The sequence below is a fragment of the Gaoshiqia sp. US2 genome (assembly GCF_059705485.1).
This window is the reverse complement of sequence record NZ_AP048550.1, coordinates 2,705,518-2,720,867: the sequence shown is the minus strand read 5'-3', so window position 1 is coordinate 2,720,867 and position 15,350 is coordinate 2,705,518. Positions and strand designations below refer to the sequence as shown.

The following is a 15,350-nucleotide window of genomic DNA, read 5'->3' as shown; positions in this document are numbered from 1 at the left end:
AAATTTAAGCGCCGAAGATGACAACGATTTTCAATACGAAGAATATTCCGCTGCTGGCCGAACCCCATGTGCTGGTTATTGGCGCCGGTTCGGCTGGTTGCCTGGCTGCCCTGGCCGCTGCCCGCGAGAGCCGCTATTCGGTGATGCTGGTCGAGCGGTATGGTTTTCCGGGTGGCACGTCCACCCAAATGCTGGATACTTTTTACGGCTTTTTTACTCCCGGCACAAGCCCCAAAAAGATTGTTGGCGGACTGCCCGACCGGGTGGTGGACGAACTGGACCAAACCGGCGACATCTTCTTGCGGCCCAATACCTACGGCGCCGGTACGGGAGTGAATTACAACCCCGAACGGCTAAAACAGGTGTGGGACAAGCTGATCACCGAAGCCGGGATCAATTACCTGTTGCACACCTCGCTGGTTGATGTTGTCAGGGAGGAAAAAGAACGGATAAGCTGCATTTTCTGGAATAAGTCAGGGTTCTATCAGGTCAAAGCCCGCAGGGTGATCGATGCCAGCGGCGACGCCGATTTCTGTGCTTTGGCAGGTTACCGGTTTGAATTGGCCGGTGAAAACGAACCGGCGCAAAGCATGACAACGACTTTCAGAATGTGCAATGTCGATCAGCAAAAATTTGAAAGTGCCGGCGGCAATAAAATGATGAAAGAACGAATGACCGACGCTTTTGAAAAACAAACCCATTTGTTGCCACGGAAAGAAGGTTCGGCCCACGAAATGTGCCAGATTGGTTGCATTTCAACGGTTGCGGTAAAAGTTTCCGATCTCAGCGCGCTGAAAATTGATGAACTGACCCAGGCCGAAATCGAAGGGCGGAAACAGGCTTTCGAGTACGAACGGTTTTTTCGTGACCGGGTTCCGGGATACGAAGATTCAAAAATCATTGGCTTGTCGCACCAGATCGGGGTACGCGAAACCCGCAGGGTTTACGGCCTGCACCGGCTGACCAAAGAAGAATGCCTTTCAGGAAAAATCCCGGAAACTTCGGTGTTGCTTTGTGGCGCCCCCATTGAAGACCACCGCAAAGGTAAAGACGGTCAGGATGAAACCTACTGGGAATATATTCCGGGAGCAGGAATTTACGGAGTTCCCTACGGAACTTTGGTTCCGGCAGGCAGCAGTATGACTTGGGTCGCAGGCCGTTGTTTCTCGGCCACGCACGATGCACATGCCTCGTGCCGGTCGATGGCGCAGACCATGAGCATGGGGCAGGCTGCCGGGTTGGCCGCCGTTCAATCGTTAAAAACAGATTGTGATGCCAAAGATGTTGATGTTGCCATGTTGAGAGACAATCTCGTCAGGTTGGGGCAAATACTTGAAGCGCCCGATTCAGTAGCCGACACATCGAGAATGGGTTGGAAGAATAATTTCAGCAGAAGTAAAAATATTGGGAAACCATGAAAAAACCATTTGTAAGAACCGTATTGGGCGACATTTCTCCTGAAAAAATGGGGTTGACCTACTCGCACGAACATATCGTTATTGAGGAAAGCTTTCCCACATTGGCCAATCCGGCATTTATCCTGAACGACACGGCCCGGATCAGTGCCGAACTGAAAGAACTGTACCGGTTGGGGGGCCGGACGATGGTGGATACCATGCCCGCCGCCTGCGGCAGAAATGTCCTCAAGCTGGCCGAAGTTTCTGAAAAATCAGGCGTAAATATTATTGTTCCGACGGGAATCCATCTTGAAATCTATTATCCACCCAATCATTGGCGTTATCATTTGTCAGTTGACGAAATGACCAAACTCTTCATTAGTGATATCACCGAAGGTATTGATGAATATGACTACTGCTGCCCGGTTGTAAAACGAACATCCCACAAGGCCGGGATGATCAAACTGGCTACTGACGATGAAAAAATTACAGGACATCAGCACAAAATATTTGAAGCCGTGGTCAATGCCCACCGCGAAACCGGGGTGCCCATTCTGACCCATACCAATGGCGGCAACCTGGCGATGGAGCAGGTTGAGTTGTTCCTGAAACTGGGAGCCGACCTGAATCATCTGGTTATTTCGCACGTTGATAAGCAGCAGGATTTGGCTTTTCATCGCGACCTGATGCAGACCGGCGTTTATGTGGAGTACGACAGCCATTTCCGTTTCATGGCAAAAGGCGACGACCGGGTTTACCGTTTGCTGGAAAGCCTGTTGCCCGATTATCCCGACCGTATTGTAATTGGCATGGACATGGCCAAAAACACTTATTGGAAATCGTATGGAGGAAAGCCCGGGTTGGCTTATTTGGTAAACGAATTTAAGCAGGAACTGAAAGCAAGAGGCTTGGACGGATATTTCGGGAAACTGTTTTTTGCCAACCCGCAAAAACTGTATGCGTTTATAACCGGTCTTCAATAAAATACCTTTATCATCAGGTTAATATCAAAATCAATTTAAATCATAACTTATGAAACCAATTTTTTTTCTCTCCTTAATTTTTCTGTTGTTTTCGTGCAACATGCCCGACGATAACCGGGTTAGCTGGTCGTTAATACTGGAACAGCCTGATGGCAAGGAAACCGAGCTTGTCAAGCTTCCTCCTGAAATTACTGAAACGTTTACCTACAATGGCCAGCTTGGCGATATACAGGTTTCGTTCAGCCTTGAACCCAAAGGGCCTTACAGCGTTTTCAAAGCCACGGCCATTTCGGCCAACGGGCCGCAAAACTGTTTTTTTTCTTTGAAAGGGAAGTATGAAAAGCAAACGCCTTTCATGTTTAGCGGCCCCGTGGAAAACACGGAAATATACCGGCAAAGCCCGCATGATCCCAATGCCTGGCTTGTTAAAAAAATTGCCGAACAGGGGATGCCGATGGTAGCGCTGAAGGATTCGGGGTCGTTCACCGTTGCATTGTCAGGCTCGCCGGCATTGTATAATAACTTTACCAGCCAAAGCTTCAACCTGGAAGAAAAATATGTGAAACTTTCGTCGGGTGATAACGGCCAGACTCCCGGGCTGAAACCAGACATTTACGATATCAACGAGCCAACATTCGACAATGGCCAGTCGCCCGATACCACCCGCAAAAAAGTAAGCGTGAAAAAGGAAATAGTGCCCCGCGGGATCGTAAAAGCATATTATCATGAAATAAGCAAAGAGCAGGCGCATACTTTTGAGGGGGTCCTTTTTACTGCCAAAGCCGGTGATTTGGCCGGGCTTCGCCAGAAAACCAACCAATATGCAGCCTATCATTTTTCAGGAGGGAAGTACAACGATGCCTTTGGGACACTTGCCTATTCAACCGCCTACATGAACCTTCGGGTCAACGAAACAGGAAAAAGCAAATTCTGGGTTGTTCCTTCCATCGAATACGCCAATACCCAGTATTGCCGCGATGCCTTCTGGATTTCGACCATGCTTGCCCCTGATTCGGATAACCAGTGCCTTAAAAATGAGTTGGATGTGCTGAATATGTATGCCGAGTACCCCTTGTTTGTTGTTATCTGGGCTTACAGAAGTTACAAGAACGGATACGATGTGGATTTGCCCAAAGTACAGGTTTATCTGGATGCTATAGAAAAAAAATCAAAAAACGGATGTTATTATCCCTACGATCCGGCCAGGGAAACCCACGACTTTCAATATTGGGCCGATTTAATTGCCTTCGAATCCGACGACGTAATTGCCTATAACCAGGGGCTGTTTGCGTTGGCCTTAACGGCTGCAAAGGAAATGGGCCTGAAAACAACCACCGATCCGGGCCTGGCGGTAAAAAACTATCAGCAGTTGTTTAATTCGCAAAAAGGGTTTTACCCCATCAGCAAAAAGAAAAGCCAGACGTTTGGGCCCGACCCGTTGGTTCCCGATCTGATTGCCCAAATCTATTTCAATAAACCCTTGCTCGACGATCCGAGTGTCAGGCTCCACTACGACAACATGATAAAATACAACAAAACCCAGTATGGCTTTAAAAATATAAGCATGTCAGACGGGAGCTATCTGCCCAAAGAAATGTACGATATCCCCGGTTATGCTTCAAGGGCAAGTAAAGGAGAAGAAGGAACTTATGTTTCGGGCGGGTCGTGGTTTTTGTACGACAACCTTTTTCTTATCGACTCATACCTGCACGGGGTAAAAGAAGCCGAAGAACAGCTAATCTGGCGCATTTCGATGGAGTTCAAAAACGGCGGGACAACCTTTGAATGCATCAATACCAAAAACGGCGATCTCTGGAAGCCGAACATGGGCTGGAACATTGCCATTTATTCGATATGGCGCAAGCTCAACGATGAAGGCAAAGCAGACGGTAAACTGTTCGATGCAATCAATTCAATTGTTAAGTTCGAACCTGTAACCCAATAGTTCGGCGCTACTTTAATCTGAAATTTTAATACTTACACGTAAGATATGAACAGCAAAGAACGGTTCTTGGGGATGTTGCATGGCAGCGCCGTTGACAGGGTCCCCGTATTTCCTTTACTGATGTTTTTTGCCCAGAAGAGACTGGGAATTACTTATAAAACCTTTGCAACCGACGGGATTGCCATGGCCGAGGCTCAACTCAATATCAGGCAGAAGTTTAATATTGATGTCATTACAGCCTGTTCCGACGCTTTCCGGATTACAGCCGACCTGGGCGCCGACATGGTTTACCCCGAGGATAACCCGCCCCATTCGGTCACTCCGCTGGTTAGGGACGAGGCAGATTTCAAACGCCTGAAGATGCCGGATTTTGACCACCCCCAATCGCGGATGGGCGACCGGATCAAAGGGGTGCGCGAAATGGTAAAAGGCGCGGGCGACGAATGTATGGTACTCGGGTGGGTCGATATGCCGTTTGCCGAAGCCTGCTCTGTTTGCGGGGTTTCTGAATTTATGATGATCCTGATCGAAAACCCGCCGCTGGCCCACCAAATCCTGTCGTTTTTAACCGGGATTGTGATCGGGTTCAGTTTGCGGCAACTGGAAGCAGGCGCCCCCATGATCGGGGCCGGAGATGCTGCTGCGTCGCTGGTGTCGAAGGAATTGTACGATGAATTTGCCCTGCCCTACGAACAAAGGGTATGTTCTGCCATCCACGAAAGGGGAGGGCTGGTTAAATTGCACATCTGCGGCAACACGTCCCATCTGCTCGAAAGCATGGTAAAATCGGGCGCCGACCTGTTTAACGTTGACCATCTGGTCGATTTATCCGAAGCCCGGCAAACCTATGAGAAGAACCGCTTGTGCTACAAAGGGAACCTCGATCCTGTTGCCGACATATTAGCGGCCTCGCCCGAAAGTTGCGAGAAAAAGGCGATGGAATGCCTGAAACTTGCCGAAGGTTCGCGGTACATGCTGAGCGCCGGATGTGAGATTCCGGGAGGGACGCCCGATGAAACTTTTGCGGCTTTTTGCAATGCGCCAATAGTATTTCAACAGAATAAATAACAAGTATTCAAACACAAGCATTATGACAACACTAATTGGCATTGATCTGGGTGGCACCAAATGTGCTGTAATACTTGGCCAGATCGACGAGAAAGGACAACCAACAGTCATTGGCAAAAAGGTAGTCCCGACCAAAGATTATCCTGATCCTTACCAGATGATCGAAAGGTTGCAGCAGGAGATGGAGGATTTGCTCCAGTCGAATCAAATAGGTATTCAAACCGTGGCTTCGGTCGGGATTAGTTGCGGAGGCCCGCTGGACAGTGTCAAGGGAGTGATCCTTTCGCCCCCGAACCTCCCGGGCTGGGACGAAATCCCGATCGTAAAACTGTTTGTTGAAAAATATGCGATACCCACAGCGATTCAGAACGATGCCAATGCCTGTGCCCTGGCCGAATGGAAGTTCGGTGCAGGACGCGGAACCAGGAACATGATCTTCCTGACCTTTGGCACCGGGCTTGGCGCCGGGCTAATCCTGGACGGAAGGCTTTATGCCGGAACCAACGACAATGCCGGCGAGGTAGGCCATATCCGTCTCGACAACTTTGGCCCTGTGGGTTACGGCAAATCCGGATCATTCGAGGGGTTTTGCAGCGGTGGCGGAATAGCGCAGCTTGCCAGGCTGAAAGTGATGGAAAGATTCCAGATGGGCGGGAAAGTTCAGTGGTGCGAAGGGCCTCAGGAATTACATGCCATTACCGCCCAGGTTGTCGCTGATGCGGCCAACAGCGGAGACCCCCTGGCCCTTGAGGTTTATGGCATCTGCGGAACTTATCTGGGTAAAGGTATTTCGGTATTGATGGACATTTTGAACCCGGAGCGCGTTGTCATAGGGAGTATTTTTGTGCGTGCCGGGCACTTGCTAACAGCATCCCTCGAAAAGTCGTTGCAGGACGAAGCATTGCCATTGGCGCAGAAAGTTTGCCGCATTGTACCGGCCGAACTCGACGAACAAATCGGCGACATGGCCTCCCTTTCGGTGGCCGCCAATCAACTCATCTAAAAAATCAGGATAAAATGATAATCGAACAAATCAAAGAGAATTTTCGGGAGGCACAAGAGGTACTGGCCCGTTTCGCATCCGACCCTCAAACCTGGAAAAAACTGGAAAGTGCAGGCGAATTGATGGTCCAGGCTTTGAAGTCAGGAAACAAAATTATTGCCTGCGGCAACGGGGGATCGTTATGCGATGCCATGCACTTTGCCGAAGAACTGACCGGAAGGTTCCAGCAAAACCGGATGCCTTTACCGGCGCTGGCCATCAGCGACCCGTCGCACATCACCTGCGTGGCCAACGATTTTGGTTACGATTACATTTTTTCGCGCACGGTAGAAGCGCTGGGCAAACCCGGCGACGTGCTGCTTGCCATCAGTACCAGCGGGAATTCCCGGAATGTGGCCAATGCCATTGGTTCGGCCAAACGGATTGGGATGAAAGTCGTCGGGCTTACCGGGAAATCCGGCGGCGAGATGGCCTCATTGTGCGATGTTGAAATCCGGGCGCCACATAACGGGTATTCCGACCGCGTTCAGGAAATCCATATCAAGGTCATCCATTCGCTGGTAAACTACATCGAGCTTGGCATGGCCGAACAACTAAAACAGTGAAATAAATATTAACTAACAACTAAAAGGAAACAAGCGTTATGCAAAAGAAAATTAATATCAACCACGTGCTTCCGGTGATGTTTGGCTTCTTCGTCATGGGTTTTGTCGATGTGGTCGGGATTGCCTCGAACTACATCAAACAGGATTTCCAGTTGAGCGACACCATTGCCAACCTGGTGCTGATGATGGTGTACATCTGGTTCGTGCTGTTATCTATACCCACCGGCTTGCTGATGGGCAAAATGGGACGCAGGAAAACGGTGTTGCTCAGTATCCTGGTTACCTCGGTCGCCCTTTTTGTCCCGGTCGTCTCCTACACTTTTGTTACTGTGCTGCTGGCTTTGGCTTTGCTCGGCATCGGGAATACCATGCTCCAGGTATCGTTGAACCCATTGGTAGGCGATATAGTACCAGACACGAAGCTGGCCAGCAGCCTTACCTTTGGCCAGTTTGTCAAATCCATTTCTTCGTTCCTGGGGCCGGTGCTGGCAGGTGGCGCAGTTCTTTACCTGGGCAACTGGCGGTACCTTTTCCCGTTGTTCGGGGGCATATCCGTGCTGGCAGCAATCTGGCTGAATTCGGTCAATATTACGGAAACCGCATCGGTAAGGGCAAAGGGCTCGTTTATGGATAGCTTGAACCTGTTGGGAGACAAACGGATATTTGGTTTTTTCGTGGGCATCCTGCTTGTGGTGGGCATTGATGTGGGGTTGAATGTCTCGATTCCAAAATACCTGATGTTTAAGGGGAACATCCCGCTCGAAGAAGCAGGCCTGGGCATCAGCCTGTATTTTGCGGCCAAAACGGCCGGGGCTTTTTTGGGTGGCTTTCTTTTGTCGCGCGTTGAGACAATCAAATTTTACAGGCTGACAGTTGTTTTATCACTGGCTTCTCTGGCTTTCACGCTTCTGGTCCCCATGTTATTAGGCGTTTACGTGGGGATTTTCCTGATGGGTTTGGCTGTGGCCAATGTTTTTTCGATCATCTTCTCCCTGGCATTGATACACAAGCCCGCGTACCGGAACGAAATATCAGGGCTAATGATGATGGGCGTGATTGGCGGCGCCATCATTTCACTGATAATGGGCATTGTCTCCGACAATTTGGGGATGACCGCCGCAATGCTGGTCTTGGGCTTTTGCATGGTTTATCTGCTGGGAAATTCGCTGATGGTTAAATCAGTCCAACAAGTGCAGAAGGACAGGAAATAGTTGAACGAAATTATAAAAAGAGGATTGGAACAGAAATTATTACAGAGACTATCAGAATGTATTGAGTACGGGAAGATCAATGTGGCATCACCATTTCCTCCACAAATGAAGGGACAGGAGGGGGCAGATGAACTGACATCGCAGGCATTGGGAGCGGGGGTAAGCCCATAAGATGTTCTAACCAGTGGATTAATGCCGGGAATGGAACGAGTTGGCATTAAGTTTCGCTCCAATCAGGTGCTTGTCCCTCAGGTACTGATGTCGGCCAAAGCTATGGGTACAGCCATGATCCATCTGAAACCACATTTTGCATCAGGGGCTGCAAAGCAGAAAGGAACATTCATTATAGGTACCGTACTGGGCGACCTCCACGATATTGGAAAAAACCTGATAGGCATGATGGTTGAAGGAAACGGGTACAAAGTGATTGATCTGGGAACCGATGTTCGCTCTGAAAAGTTTATTGTAGCAGTAAAAGAAAATCCGGGAGCTGTTGTTGGGCTGTCAGCTTTGCTGACCACGACCATGGTCAATATGGAGAAGATCACACAGGACATAAAATTCTCTTTACAGGGGACTCTGGTGACCATTGGAGGCGCACCGGTAAATGATGAATTCTGTAAAAAAATAGGAGCAGATCATTATTCGCCAGACCCGCAGGGAGTGGTGGATTTTTTAAACAGGAATATTTCAAAAGATATCGATAAATAAATTTAAACGTTTATGAGGCCAAAAAATAAACCCAAATCACGACTGATTGAACCGGGATACCTGTTAACATTTATTTTGGTTACAAGCCTTTTCTTCTTATGGGCAATGCCGAACAATTTGAACGATATTCTGATTGCCCAATTCATGAAATCATTTGAATTGTCCAGACTGCAGGCAGGATTAGTTCAGTCAGCCTTTTATATGGGATACTTTTTACTGGCTATCCCTGCAGCCCTGGTAATGGAGCGTTTCGGATACAAAATCGGGCTAATTACCGGCTTATTGCTTTTTGCAGTTGGTTCGTTTCTATTTTATCCGGCGGCCATTTCCGGTAAATACTACTTCTTTTTGGAATCACTTTTTATTATTGCCTGCGGTTTGGCATTCCTCGAAACAGGGGCGAACTCATTTATTTCTGTTCTGGGCGACCCGGCAACCTCTGAACGGCGGCTAAACCTTGCCCAGGCATTTAATCCGATTGGTTCAATGCTAGGAGTTGTCATTGGGACTATCTTTATTTTTTCTGGGAAAGAACTGTCGGGAGAACAAATTGAAGCCATGAAAGTGGCGGGAGCATATCACGCATATTTAAAGGAAGAAACCCTTCGGGTAGGACCTCCTTATATTGTCATCGGATGTGTCGTCCTTCTTATTGCATTCCTGATAATGAGGGCAAAATTCCCAAAAAATGAAACAAAAAGAGGACAACCTGAATCGGGAAGTTTCAGAAAACTTCTGCAATATCCGCACTGGTACAAAGGAGTTATCGCACAGTTCTTTTATGTGGGAGCGCAGGTAGGGACCTGGAGCTTCTTTATTCAGTATGTAAAAGACAATACCGGTCTTTCCGAGAAATTTGCCGGAGGAATGCTTACCGGAACACTTGCTGCTTTTATGGTTGGTCGTTTCAGTGCAACATTTCTGATGAAATACATGAAACCTGGCAACCTGATGGGACTTTACTCGTTGGCCAACATAACTTTGGTTGGCATTGGAATTTTGTTCCCCGGATGGATTGGAGTTTGGTCTATTTTACTGACCAGCTTTTTTATGTCGCTGATGTTCCCAACCATTTTCGCATTAGGGGTAAAAGGCCTCGGCCCAAATACAAAGTTGGGTGGTTCCGTGATTATTATGGCGATTATAGGCGGAGCTATCTGGACGCCAATTATGGGATTGATCGCTGATAAAACATCGAGTATGGCAATGGCAATGATTGTCCCATTATTTTCTTATCTGTTTGTTCTGTATTATTCCTATGTGGGTTCAAAACCTTCAGGAGAACTCTATGAAGCGACAGGTCCCATTTTTGTTTCACATTAAACACATCGTAAGAATGAGATTTAAAAGATATTGTAAAACGCTTCTGCTTGAGAACGATCCGGCACTAATCGAAGCATATAAAAAAGTGCATGCCCCAGGTGCTGCCTGGCCTGAAATTACCCGGGGAATGAAAGAAGTCGGCATTTTGGATTTGGAGATCTATATTCATGGAAATCGATTATTTATGATCATGGATACGGTAGCGGATTTTAATCATGACCAGGCCATGACGGAGCTTGCAACCAAACCACAGCAAAGCGAATGGGAGGCGTACGTGGCACGTTTTCAGGTGACCACCAAAGAAGCGACTGCAAATGAGAAGTGGCCGTTAATGGAACGTATTTACGAAATGGATCAAAAGGAGGTGTTCGATGCAAACGACGGGCAACAAAAAGAGTGTTAGCAAGAAAAGGGCCGGTCTACTCGGAAAAACGGGCATTTCCTGTCCCCCAATAATTTACGGGACTAGCTTCCTCGGTAATTTGTACCGGGAGCTTTCAGAAGATGAAAAGCTGGCAATAATGAACGAATGGTTTAAAGTAAGTGACGGGCATGTACTGATTGACAGCGCCGGAAAGTATGGAGCCGGGCTCGCGCTGGAGGTGATCGGTTGGGGATTGGAGAAACTGGGGATTGAACCCGGGCAAATTACCATTAGCAATAAACTTGGGTGGTACCGGGTACTGCTTGAGACAGCAGAACCAACTTTTGAGCCTGGTGCCTGGGCAAACTTAAAATATGATGCCGTTCAGAAAATCAGTTATAACGGGATTCTGGAGTGTTGGGAACAAGGCTGTGAATTACTTGGTGGAAAATACAAACCGGCTCTGGTTTCAGTGCACGATCCGGACGAGTATTTAGCGGCTTCTTCCAACTCGGATGAGCGAGCAAAACGAATGATAGATATTCTCGACGCTTACCGGGCATTATTTGAGTTAAAAGAGAAAGGAGAGGTAAAAGCTGTTGGTATAGGTTCGAAAGACTGGCTGGTGATTCAATTCCTGTATAATCAGATAAAATTTGACTGGGTTATGTTTGCCAATAAATTCACCATCTATCATCATCCTAAAAAGATCATTGATTTTATGAGCCAATTAGCAAAGGATGGCGTTGGTATAATCAACTCTGCAATTTTTAATGCAGGTTTTCTAACAGGTGGCGACTATTTCGACTACCGATCTACTTCTCCTGAAAATCCGGGAGACAGGCACTTGTTTACATGGCGCGAAAAGTTTTTTGCTTTGTGCGGCAAGTTTCATCTTCCACCCGGCGATGCTTGTCTGAAATTTGCGTTGTCTGCTCCACAGATTAACGCGGTTGCCCTGAATCCGAGCAAACCCAAGCGAATGGCGCACAATATGCAGGTTCTTGCAGCGGAATTTCCCGCTGAATTCTGGGAAGCGCTCAAAAAGGAGGGGATTATCGATCAGGAATATCCATACGTCTAATTCTTTTGATATGATCATTGACTCACACCACCATTTTTGGAACTACGACCCGGTTGAATACAGTTGGATAGACGATAGCATGTCTTCCATTCGGAAAAGCTTTTTGCCTGTTGACTTGGCAACGGAATTATCCAATGACGGAGTTGATGGGGTCGTTTCGGTCCAGGCGCGGCAAATGACCGAAGAGACGGATTGGCTGTTGTCACTGGCCTCAGAAAATGAATTTATCAAAGGGGTTGTCGGGTGGGTTCCGCTTGCCAGTGAATGTATTCGGGAAACCCTGGATCAATATAGTCAAAGCAAGAGCCTAAAAGCGGTCCGTCACGTTGTTCAGGGAGAGCCTGACCCGGAGTTTATTTTGGGTAAACAATTTAACCACGGGATATCGTTACTGAAAAATTACAGTTTAGCGTATGATATTCTGATCTTTGAACATCAATTGCCCAACACCATTCGCTTTGTTGATCGGCATCCCAATCAGCAATTTGTATTGGATCATATTGCAAAACCAAAGATAGAAATTAATGAAATTGCCGTTTGGAAAAAGAATATCAAGGAACTCGCAAAGCGTGAAAATGTGAGCTGCAAAATCAGCGGAATGGTCACGGAGGCCGATTACAAAAGCTGGACAGAAGAACAGCTTCAACCGTATTTCGATGTCGTTTTGGAAGCATTTAGCCCATCGCGTTTGCTGTTCGGCTCAGACTGGCCGGTTTGTTTAGTGGCTATCGGTTATATTGAATGGCTCAAATTGGTGAAAAAAATCGTATCCGGGCTCAGCGTTTTTGAGCAGGAGCAGGTGTTTGCAAAAACTGCAAGCCAAATTTACAATCTATAATAATTATCAAGTATCGGAAAACAAACGAAAAATATCAGGCAAAAATGAAAGCAATAGAAATAAAAGAACCCGGGGTGATGAGTTTGGTGGACCGGAAACTACCGAATCCGGGAAACGGAGATGTGTTGTTAAAAATCATTTATGTTGGATTTTGCGGTTCAGATTTAAACACCTACCTGGGCAAAAACCCCCTGGTTCAGTACCCAAGAGTTCTGGGTCACGAAATTTCGGCAGTAGTAGAAAAAGTTGGGAGTGATGTTCCCAATCAATATAAAGTCGGGCAAAAAGCGACAGTCATCCCTTATACCAATTGTGGGCAATGCACATCGTGTAAGCAAAAAAAGTTTAATGCTTGTCGTTATAACCAAACCTTGGGAGTTCAGCGTGATGGGGCGATGTTGGAATATCTTGCCGTTCCGTGGCAAAAAGTTTTGGTTGACGACGAACTTTCTGACTTTCAGTTGGTGCTGGTTGAACCGTTGACGGTTGGTTTTCACGCTGTGGACAATGGAAAAGTAACTGACCTGGATACGGTTTTGGTTTTTGGTTGCGGCATGATCGGGAGCGGGGCCATTGTCAGGGCAAGTCTGCGCGGAGCCACAGTGATCGCAGCCGATATTGATGATGCAAAGCTGGAAACTGCAAAAAAGCTGGGTGCACACCACGTTATCAATTCAAAACTTGAAAAGTTTCACGAGAAGCTTGAGAAGCTGACAAACGGCAATGGCCCGTCTGTGGTCATTGAAGCAGCAGGAAGCCCCGTGACTTATAAAGCTGCAATTGACGAGGTTGCTTTTGGCGGAAGAGTTGTTTGTATTGGCTATGCAAAAGACGAAGTCCTTTTTCCTACCAAACTTTGGGTGCAAAAGGAACTGGAAATTATGGGCTCGCGAAACGCCAATCCTTCTGATTTTGAATCAGTAATCAAATACCTGAAGAACAGTCATCTCGATGAACGTATATTGATCTCCAAAGTTGTAAAACCTGAGGAGGCGCCGGAGGCGATGCGGGACTGGTCTCAAAATACAGGGGAAATCTTAAAAATTTTGGTGAAGTTTTTAAAATAAATTTTGATCCTAAATAACGTTATAAATCAATTAAATTATAACCTGAATAATTCATAAACTTTAAAAAGGTGAATATTTGATTTTTTCAGCCGTGGGATTTAATAACCCATATGCTGAAAAGAAAATTTGTTGTCTGCGATTGTTTTCGATTGGTCATTTTAGAGGTTGGCCTGTTTAGTTTTAGACCAAAAATTGTGTGTATTTTCTTCACAGAACATAGGTATTTTATCTTGTGCTTTGCAAGTGCCTGATTAATATGTATTTTTGAATATAGTTGGGTTGTTGCTAACGGCGCAACTGTCCGATTTCGAGGAAGTAATTCTCAAGCAGTTTGGCTTGCGGGCATGAAGCTGGAAATTCCACTTTTATTTTTGTCTTCATTTGTCTAACCTGGGCAGCAATTTTAATGAACCTTTCACGTAATGTCTTCATCGTAACAGCTGCCAACCCCTTTGTTTTTAGCATGTTCTCCTGCAACGAGTGCATCAGCACATAAGCGGCTGAATGCAAGAATAACCTGAACTGATTGGCATAAAAGCTATTGCACGACATCCGGCCTGATTGCAGGTAGTTTTTGTGGTCTTTGATATTGAGTTCCATCCTGCCCCGTCCGCAGTACCCTTGTTCGTAAAGTGCCTTTGTCCGGTATTCCCAAAGGTCGGTTACAATAAAACGAATATTGGATCCTTTGCTTGTCACTTCGATTTTAACAATCACGCGTTGCTGGTTTTCCCAACTACCCGCTTTGTAGCCAAATGAGTGATAACGCTTTATGGGTTTGGCATATCTGGCAAATTCATTTTCGCAACTCTTTACAAGAGTTTCAACACTCGAATTCAATACGCTGTTTCCGGTCAAGCCAGTTATAAAATGGATATTGGGTTGTCCAACGCACCAGTCCATCAACTCTTTGCTGCAAAAGTGGCTGTCGCCCCGAACAATGATCACCGTATTTTTCCACGATTTGCGCAAATGGGCAACAAGCCTTTTGAGTATCCCAAAAACATTGGCACTTTTGCTGCGCCTGCCTGGTTTGAGTATGGTGGTAATCAGTTTTCCCGACAAGCCTTCATAAATGTGAAGGGGCATGTAGCAATACTCTCCGTAATAGTTATTGAACAGGGTTAACTGCTGCCCCCCGTGGGTATCAATGTTGGTGTCATCGCAATCGATAATAATCACAGGAGGTTCCGAAGGGTAGGATTCAATAAACTTATTGGCAAAGGCATACGCGATGTTGTACAGTTCACTGGCTCTTGGGGTGTTCTCAAAACGGGTCATAGTTGATTGAGATGCCAAGGCATTCCCTGTCATGGGCAAACGTCCAACACTCATTTTCAGGATCGTGTCATCGCGCAAGGTATTGCAATCATTGGCATCTTCATATCCAGCAACAATCTGATATACCCGCTGTGCAGCAATCTCTTCCAAAGAGTGGTCAACATAGCTTTGATGCCGGGTGTCCTCAATACAAGTAACCAGCGACTTGATGATGCCAATCCGGCTCTCGATATCTTTGACCAACAGCAAACCACCATCTGAAGAAATCTCAGATGCAGTAAAACTTACCTCAATACGCTTATTGTCAATTGGTTGTAAATCGAAGAGTTTTCCCTGGCAAATTGCAACGTCTGTTTGCTTGTCCAGAGTTTTTTCGGTAATTTTATTTTCTGAAGAGCTCATGGAAATACGGTTGTAAGACGCTGTAAGATAGTAATTTATCTTTAATTTTCGTGAGCTTTTCTTCGTTT

At 46.6% G+C, this 15,350-nt stretch carries 14 protein-coding genes and 1 pseudogene; 14 read left to right on the top strand and 1 reads right to left on the bottom strand.

What is annotated here, in order from left to right; all coding sequences use genetic code 11:
* The first annotated feature begins 17 nt into the window (after window positions 1-17).
* The 14 genes and pseudogenes from AC6H3C_RS10905 (at window position 18) to AC6H3C_RS10840 (ending at window position 13,599) form a co-directional block, all read left to right on the top strand.
* Window positions 18-1,418, top strand: coding sequence for an FAD-dependent oxidoreductase (locus AC6H3C_RS10905; RefSeq protein WP_497520796.1), 1,401 nt, complete (start codon window positions 18-20; stop codon window positions 1,416-1,418).
* Entirely contained in the window at window positions 1,415-2,380 is a 966-nt protein-coding gene (locus AC6H3C_RS10900; protein WP_497520795.1) for a phosphotriesterase family protein, read from the top strand. The genes AC6H3C_RS10905 and AC6H3C_RS10900 overlap by 4 nt, the downstream gene beginning before the upstream one ends.
* 49 nt (window positions 2,381-2,429) lie before the next feature.
* The gene (locus tag AC6H3C_RS10895; protein ID WP_497520794.1) at window positions 2,430-4,325 is read left to right on the top strand and encodes a hypothetical protein; all 1,896 of its coding nucleotides are present in this window, start codon (window positions 2,430-2,432) and stop codon (window positions 4,323-4,325) included.
* A 45-nt stretch (window positions 4,326-4,370) separates the two neighbouring features.
* Window positions 4,371-5,393, top strand: coding sequence for a uroporphyrinogen decarboxylase family protein (locus tag AC6H3C_RS10890; RefSeq protein WP_497520793.1), 1,023 nt, complete (start codon window positions 4,371-4,373; stop codon window positions 5,391-5,393).
* Window positions 5,394-5,415: 22 nt separating this feature from the next.
* Window positions 5,416-6,396 (top strand): ROK family protein, encoded by a 981-nt coding sequence (locus AC6H3C_RS10885; protein ID WP_497520792.1) that lies wholly within the window; start codon window positions 5,416-5,418, stop codon window positions 6,394-6,396.
* Window positions 6,397-6,410: 14 nt separating this feature from the next.
* Window positions 6,411-7,001: a D-sedoheptulose 7-phosphate isomerase gene (lpcA, locus tag AC6H3C_RS10880; RefSeq protein WP_497520791.1), complete on the top strand. Its 591-nt coding sequence runs from the start codon at window positions 6,411-6,413 to the stop codon at window positions 6,999-7,001.
* Window positions 7,002-7,039: 38 nt separating this feature from the next.
* Window positions 7,040-8,212, top strand: a complete 1,173-nt coding sequence (locus AC6H3C_RS10875) for an MFS transporter (protein WP_497520790.1) — start codon at window positions 7,040-7,042, stop codon at window positions 8,210-8,212.
* A gap of 183 nt (window positions 8,213-8,395) precedes the next feature.
* A pseudogene (locus AC6H3C_RS10870) lies at window positions 8,396-8,500 on the top strand (B12-binding domain-containing protein); the annotation flags it as partial.
* Window positions 8,486-8,923 carry a cobalamin B12-binding domain-containing protein gene (locus tag AC6H3C_RS10865; RefSeq protein ID WP_497521263.1) on the top strand — a complete coding sequence of 146 codons (438 nt, stop codon included), beginning with the start codon at window positions 8,486-8,488 and terminating at the stop codon, window positions 8,921-8,923. The pseudogene AC6H3C_RS10870 and the gene AC6H3C_RS10865, both read left to right, overlap by 15 nt.
* A gap of 12 nt (window positions 8,924-8,935) precedes the next feature.
* Complete coding sequence (gene fucP, locus AC6H3C_RS10860; RefSeq protein ID WP_497520789.1) at window positions 8,936-10,246, top strand: L-fucose:H+ symporter permease; 1,311 nt, start codon at window positions 8,936-8,938, stop codon at window positions 10,244-10,246.
* A 13-nt stretch (window positions 10,247-10,259) separates the two neighbouring features.
* Window positions 10,260-10,649: an L-rhamnose mutarotase gene (locus tag AC6H3C_RS10855; protein WP_497520788.1), complete on the top strand. Its 390-nt coding sequence runs from the start codon at window positions 10,260-10,262 to the stop codon at window positions 10,647-10,649.
* Window positions 10,618-11,694: an aldo/keto reductase gene (locus AC6H3C_RS10850; protein ID WP_497520787.1), complete on the top strand. Its 1,077-nt coding sequence runs from the start codon at window positions 10,618-10,620 to the stop codon at window positions 11,692-11,694. Before AC6H3C_RS10855 ends, AC6H3C_RS10850 begins: the two co-directional genes overlap by 32 nt.
* A 10-nt stretch (window positions 11,695-11,704) precedes the next feature.
* Window positions 11,705-12,532, top strand: a complete 828-nt coding sequence (locus AC6H3C_RS10845; RefSeq protein ID WP_497520786.1) for an amidohydrolase family protein — start codon at window positions 11,705-11,707, stop codon at window positions 12,530-12,532.
* 44 nt (window positions 12,533-12,576) lie between these two features.
* Window positions 12,577-13,599, top strand: a complete 1,023-nt coding sequence (locus tag AC6H3C_RS10840; RefSeq protein WP_497520785.1) for a zinc-binding alcohol dehydrogenase family protein — start codon at window positions 12,577-12,579, stop codon at window positions 13,597-13,599.
* A 285-nt stretch (window positions 13,600-13,884) separates the two neighbouring features.
* Here the strand turns inward: AC6H3C_RS10840 and AC6H3C_RS10835 are convergent, their stop codons facing one another.
* Window positions 13,885-15,282, bottom strand: a complete 1,398-nt coding sequence (locus AC6H3C_RS10835) for an IS1380 family transposase (RefSeq protein WP_497515887.1) — start codon at window positions 15,280-15,282, stop codon at window positions 13,885-13,887.
* Between the last annotated feature and the right edge of the window lie 68 nt (window positions 15,283-15,350).

Coding starts and splice junctions, on each gene's coding strand:
- AC6H3C_RS10835 (WP_497515887.1), bottom strand. CDS start 15,282: ATGAGCTCTTCAGAAAATAAAATTACCGAAAAAACTCTGGACAAGCAA.
- AC6H3C_RS10850 (WP_497520787.1), top strand. CDS start 10,618: ATGCAAACGACGGGCAACAAAAAGAGTGTTAGCAAGAAAAGGGCCGGT.
- AC6H3C_RS10865 (WP_497521263.1), top strand. CDS start 8,486: ATGGGTACAGCCATGATCCATCTGAAACCACATTTTGCATCAGGGGCT.
- AC6H3C_RS10885 (WP_497520792.1), top strand. CDS start 5,416: ATGACAACACTAATTGGCATTGATCTGGGTGGCACCAAATGTGCTGTA.
- AC6H3C_RS10875 (WP_497520790.1), top strand. CDS start 7,040: ATGCAAAAGAAAATTAATATCAACCACGTGCTTCCGGTGATGTTTGGC.
- AC6H3C_RS10895 (WP_497520794.1), top strand. CDS start 2,430: ATGAAACCAATTTTTTTTCTCTCCTTAATTTTTCTGTTGTTTTCGTGC.
- lpcA (WP_497520791.1), top strand. CDS start 6,411: ATGATAATCGAACAAATCAAAGAGAATTTTCGGGAGGCACAAGAGGTA.
- AC6H3C_RS10840 (WP_497520785.1), top strand. CDS start 12,577: ATGAAAGCAATAGAAATAAAAGAACCCGGGGTGATGAGTTTGGTGGAC.
- AC6H3C_RS10900 (WP_497520795.1), top strand. CDS start 1,415: ATGAAAAAACCATTTGTAAGAACCGTATTGGGCGACATTTCTCCTGAA.
- AC6H3C_RS10845 (WP_497520786.1), top strand. CDS start 11,705: ATGATCATTGACTCACACCACCATTTTTGGAACTACGACCCGGTTGAA.
- AC6H3C_RS10890 (WP_497520793.1), top strand. CDS start 4,371: ATGAACAGCAAAGAACGGTTCTTGGGGATGTTGCATGGCAGCGCCGTT.
- AC6H3C_RS10855 (WP_497520788.1), top strand. CDS start 10,260: ATGAGATTTAAAAGATATTGTAAAACGCTTCTGCTTGAGAACGATCCG.
- fucP (WP_497520789.1), top strand. CDS start 8,936: ATGAGGCCAAAAAATAAACCCAAATCACGACTGATTGAACCGGGATAC.
- AC6H3C_RS10905 (WP_497520796.1), top strand. CDS start 18: ATGACAACGATTTTCAATACGAAGAATATTCCGCTGCTGGCCGAACCC.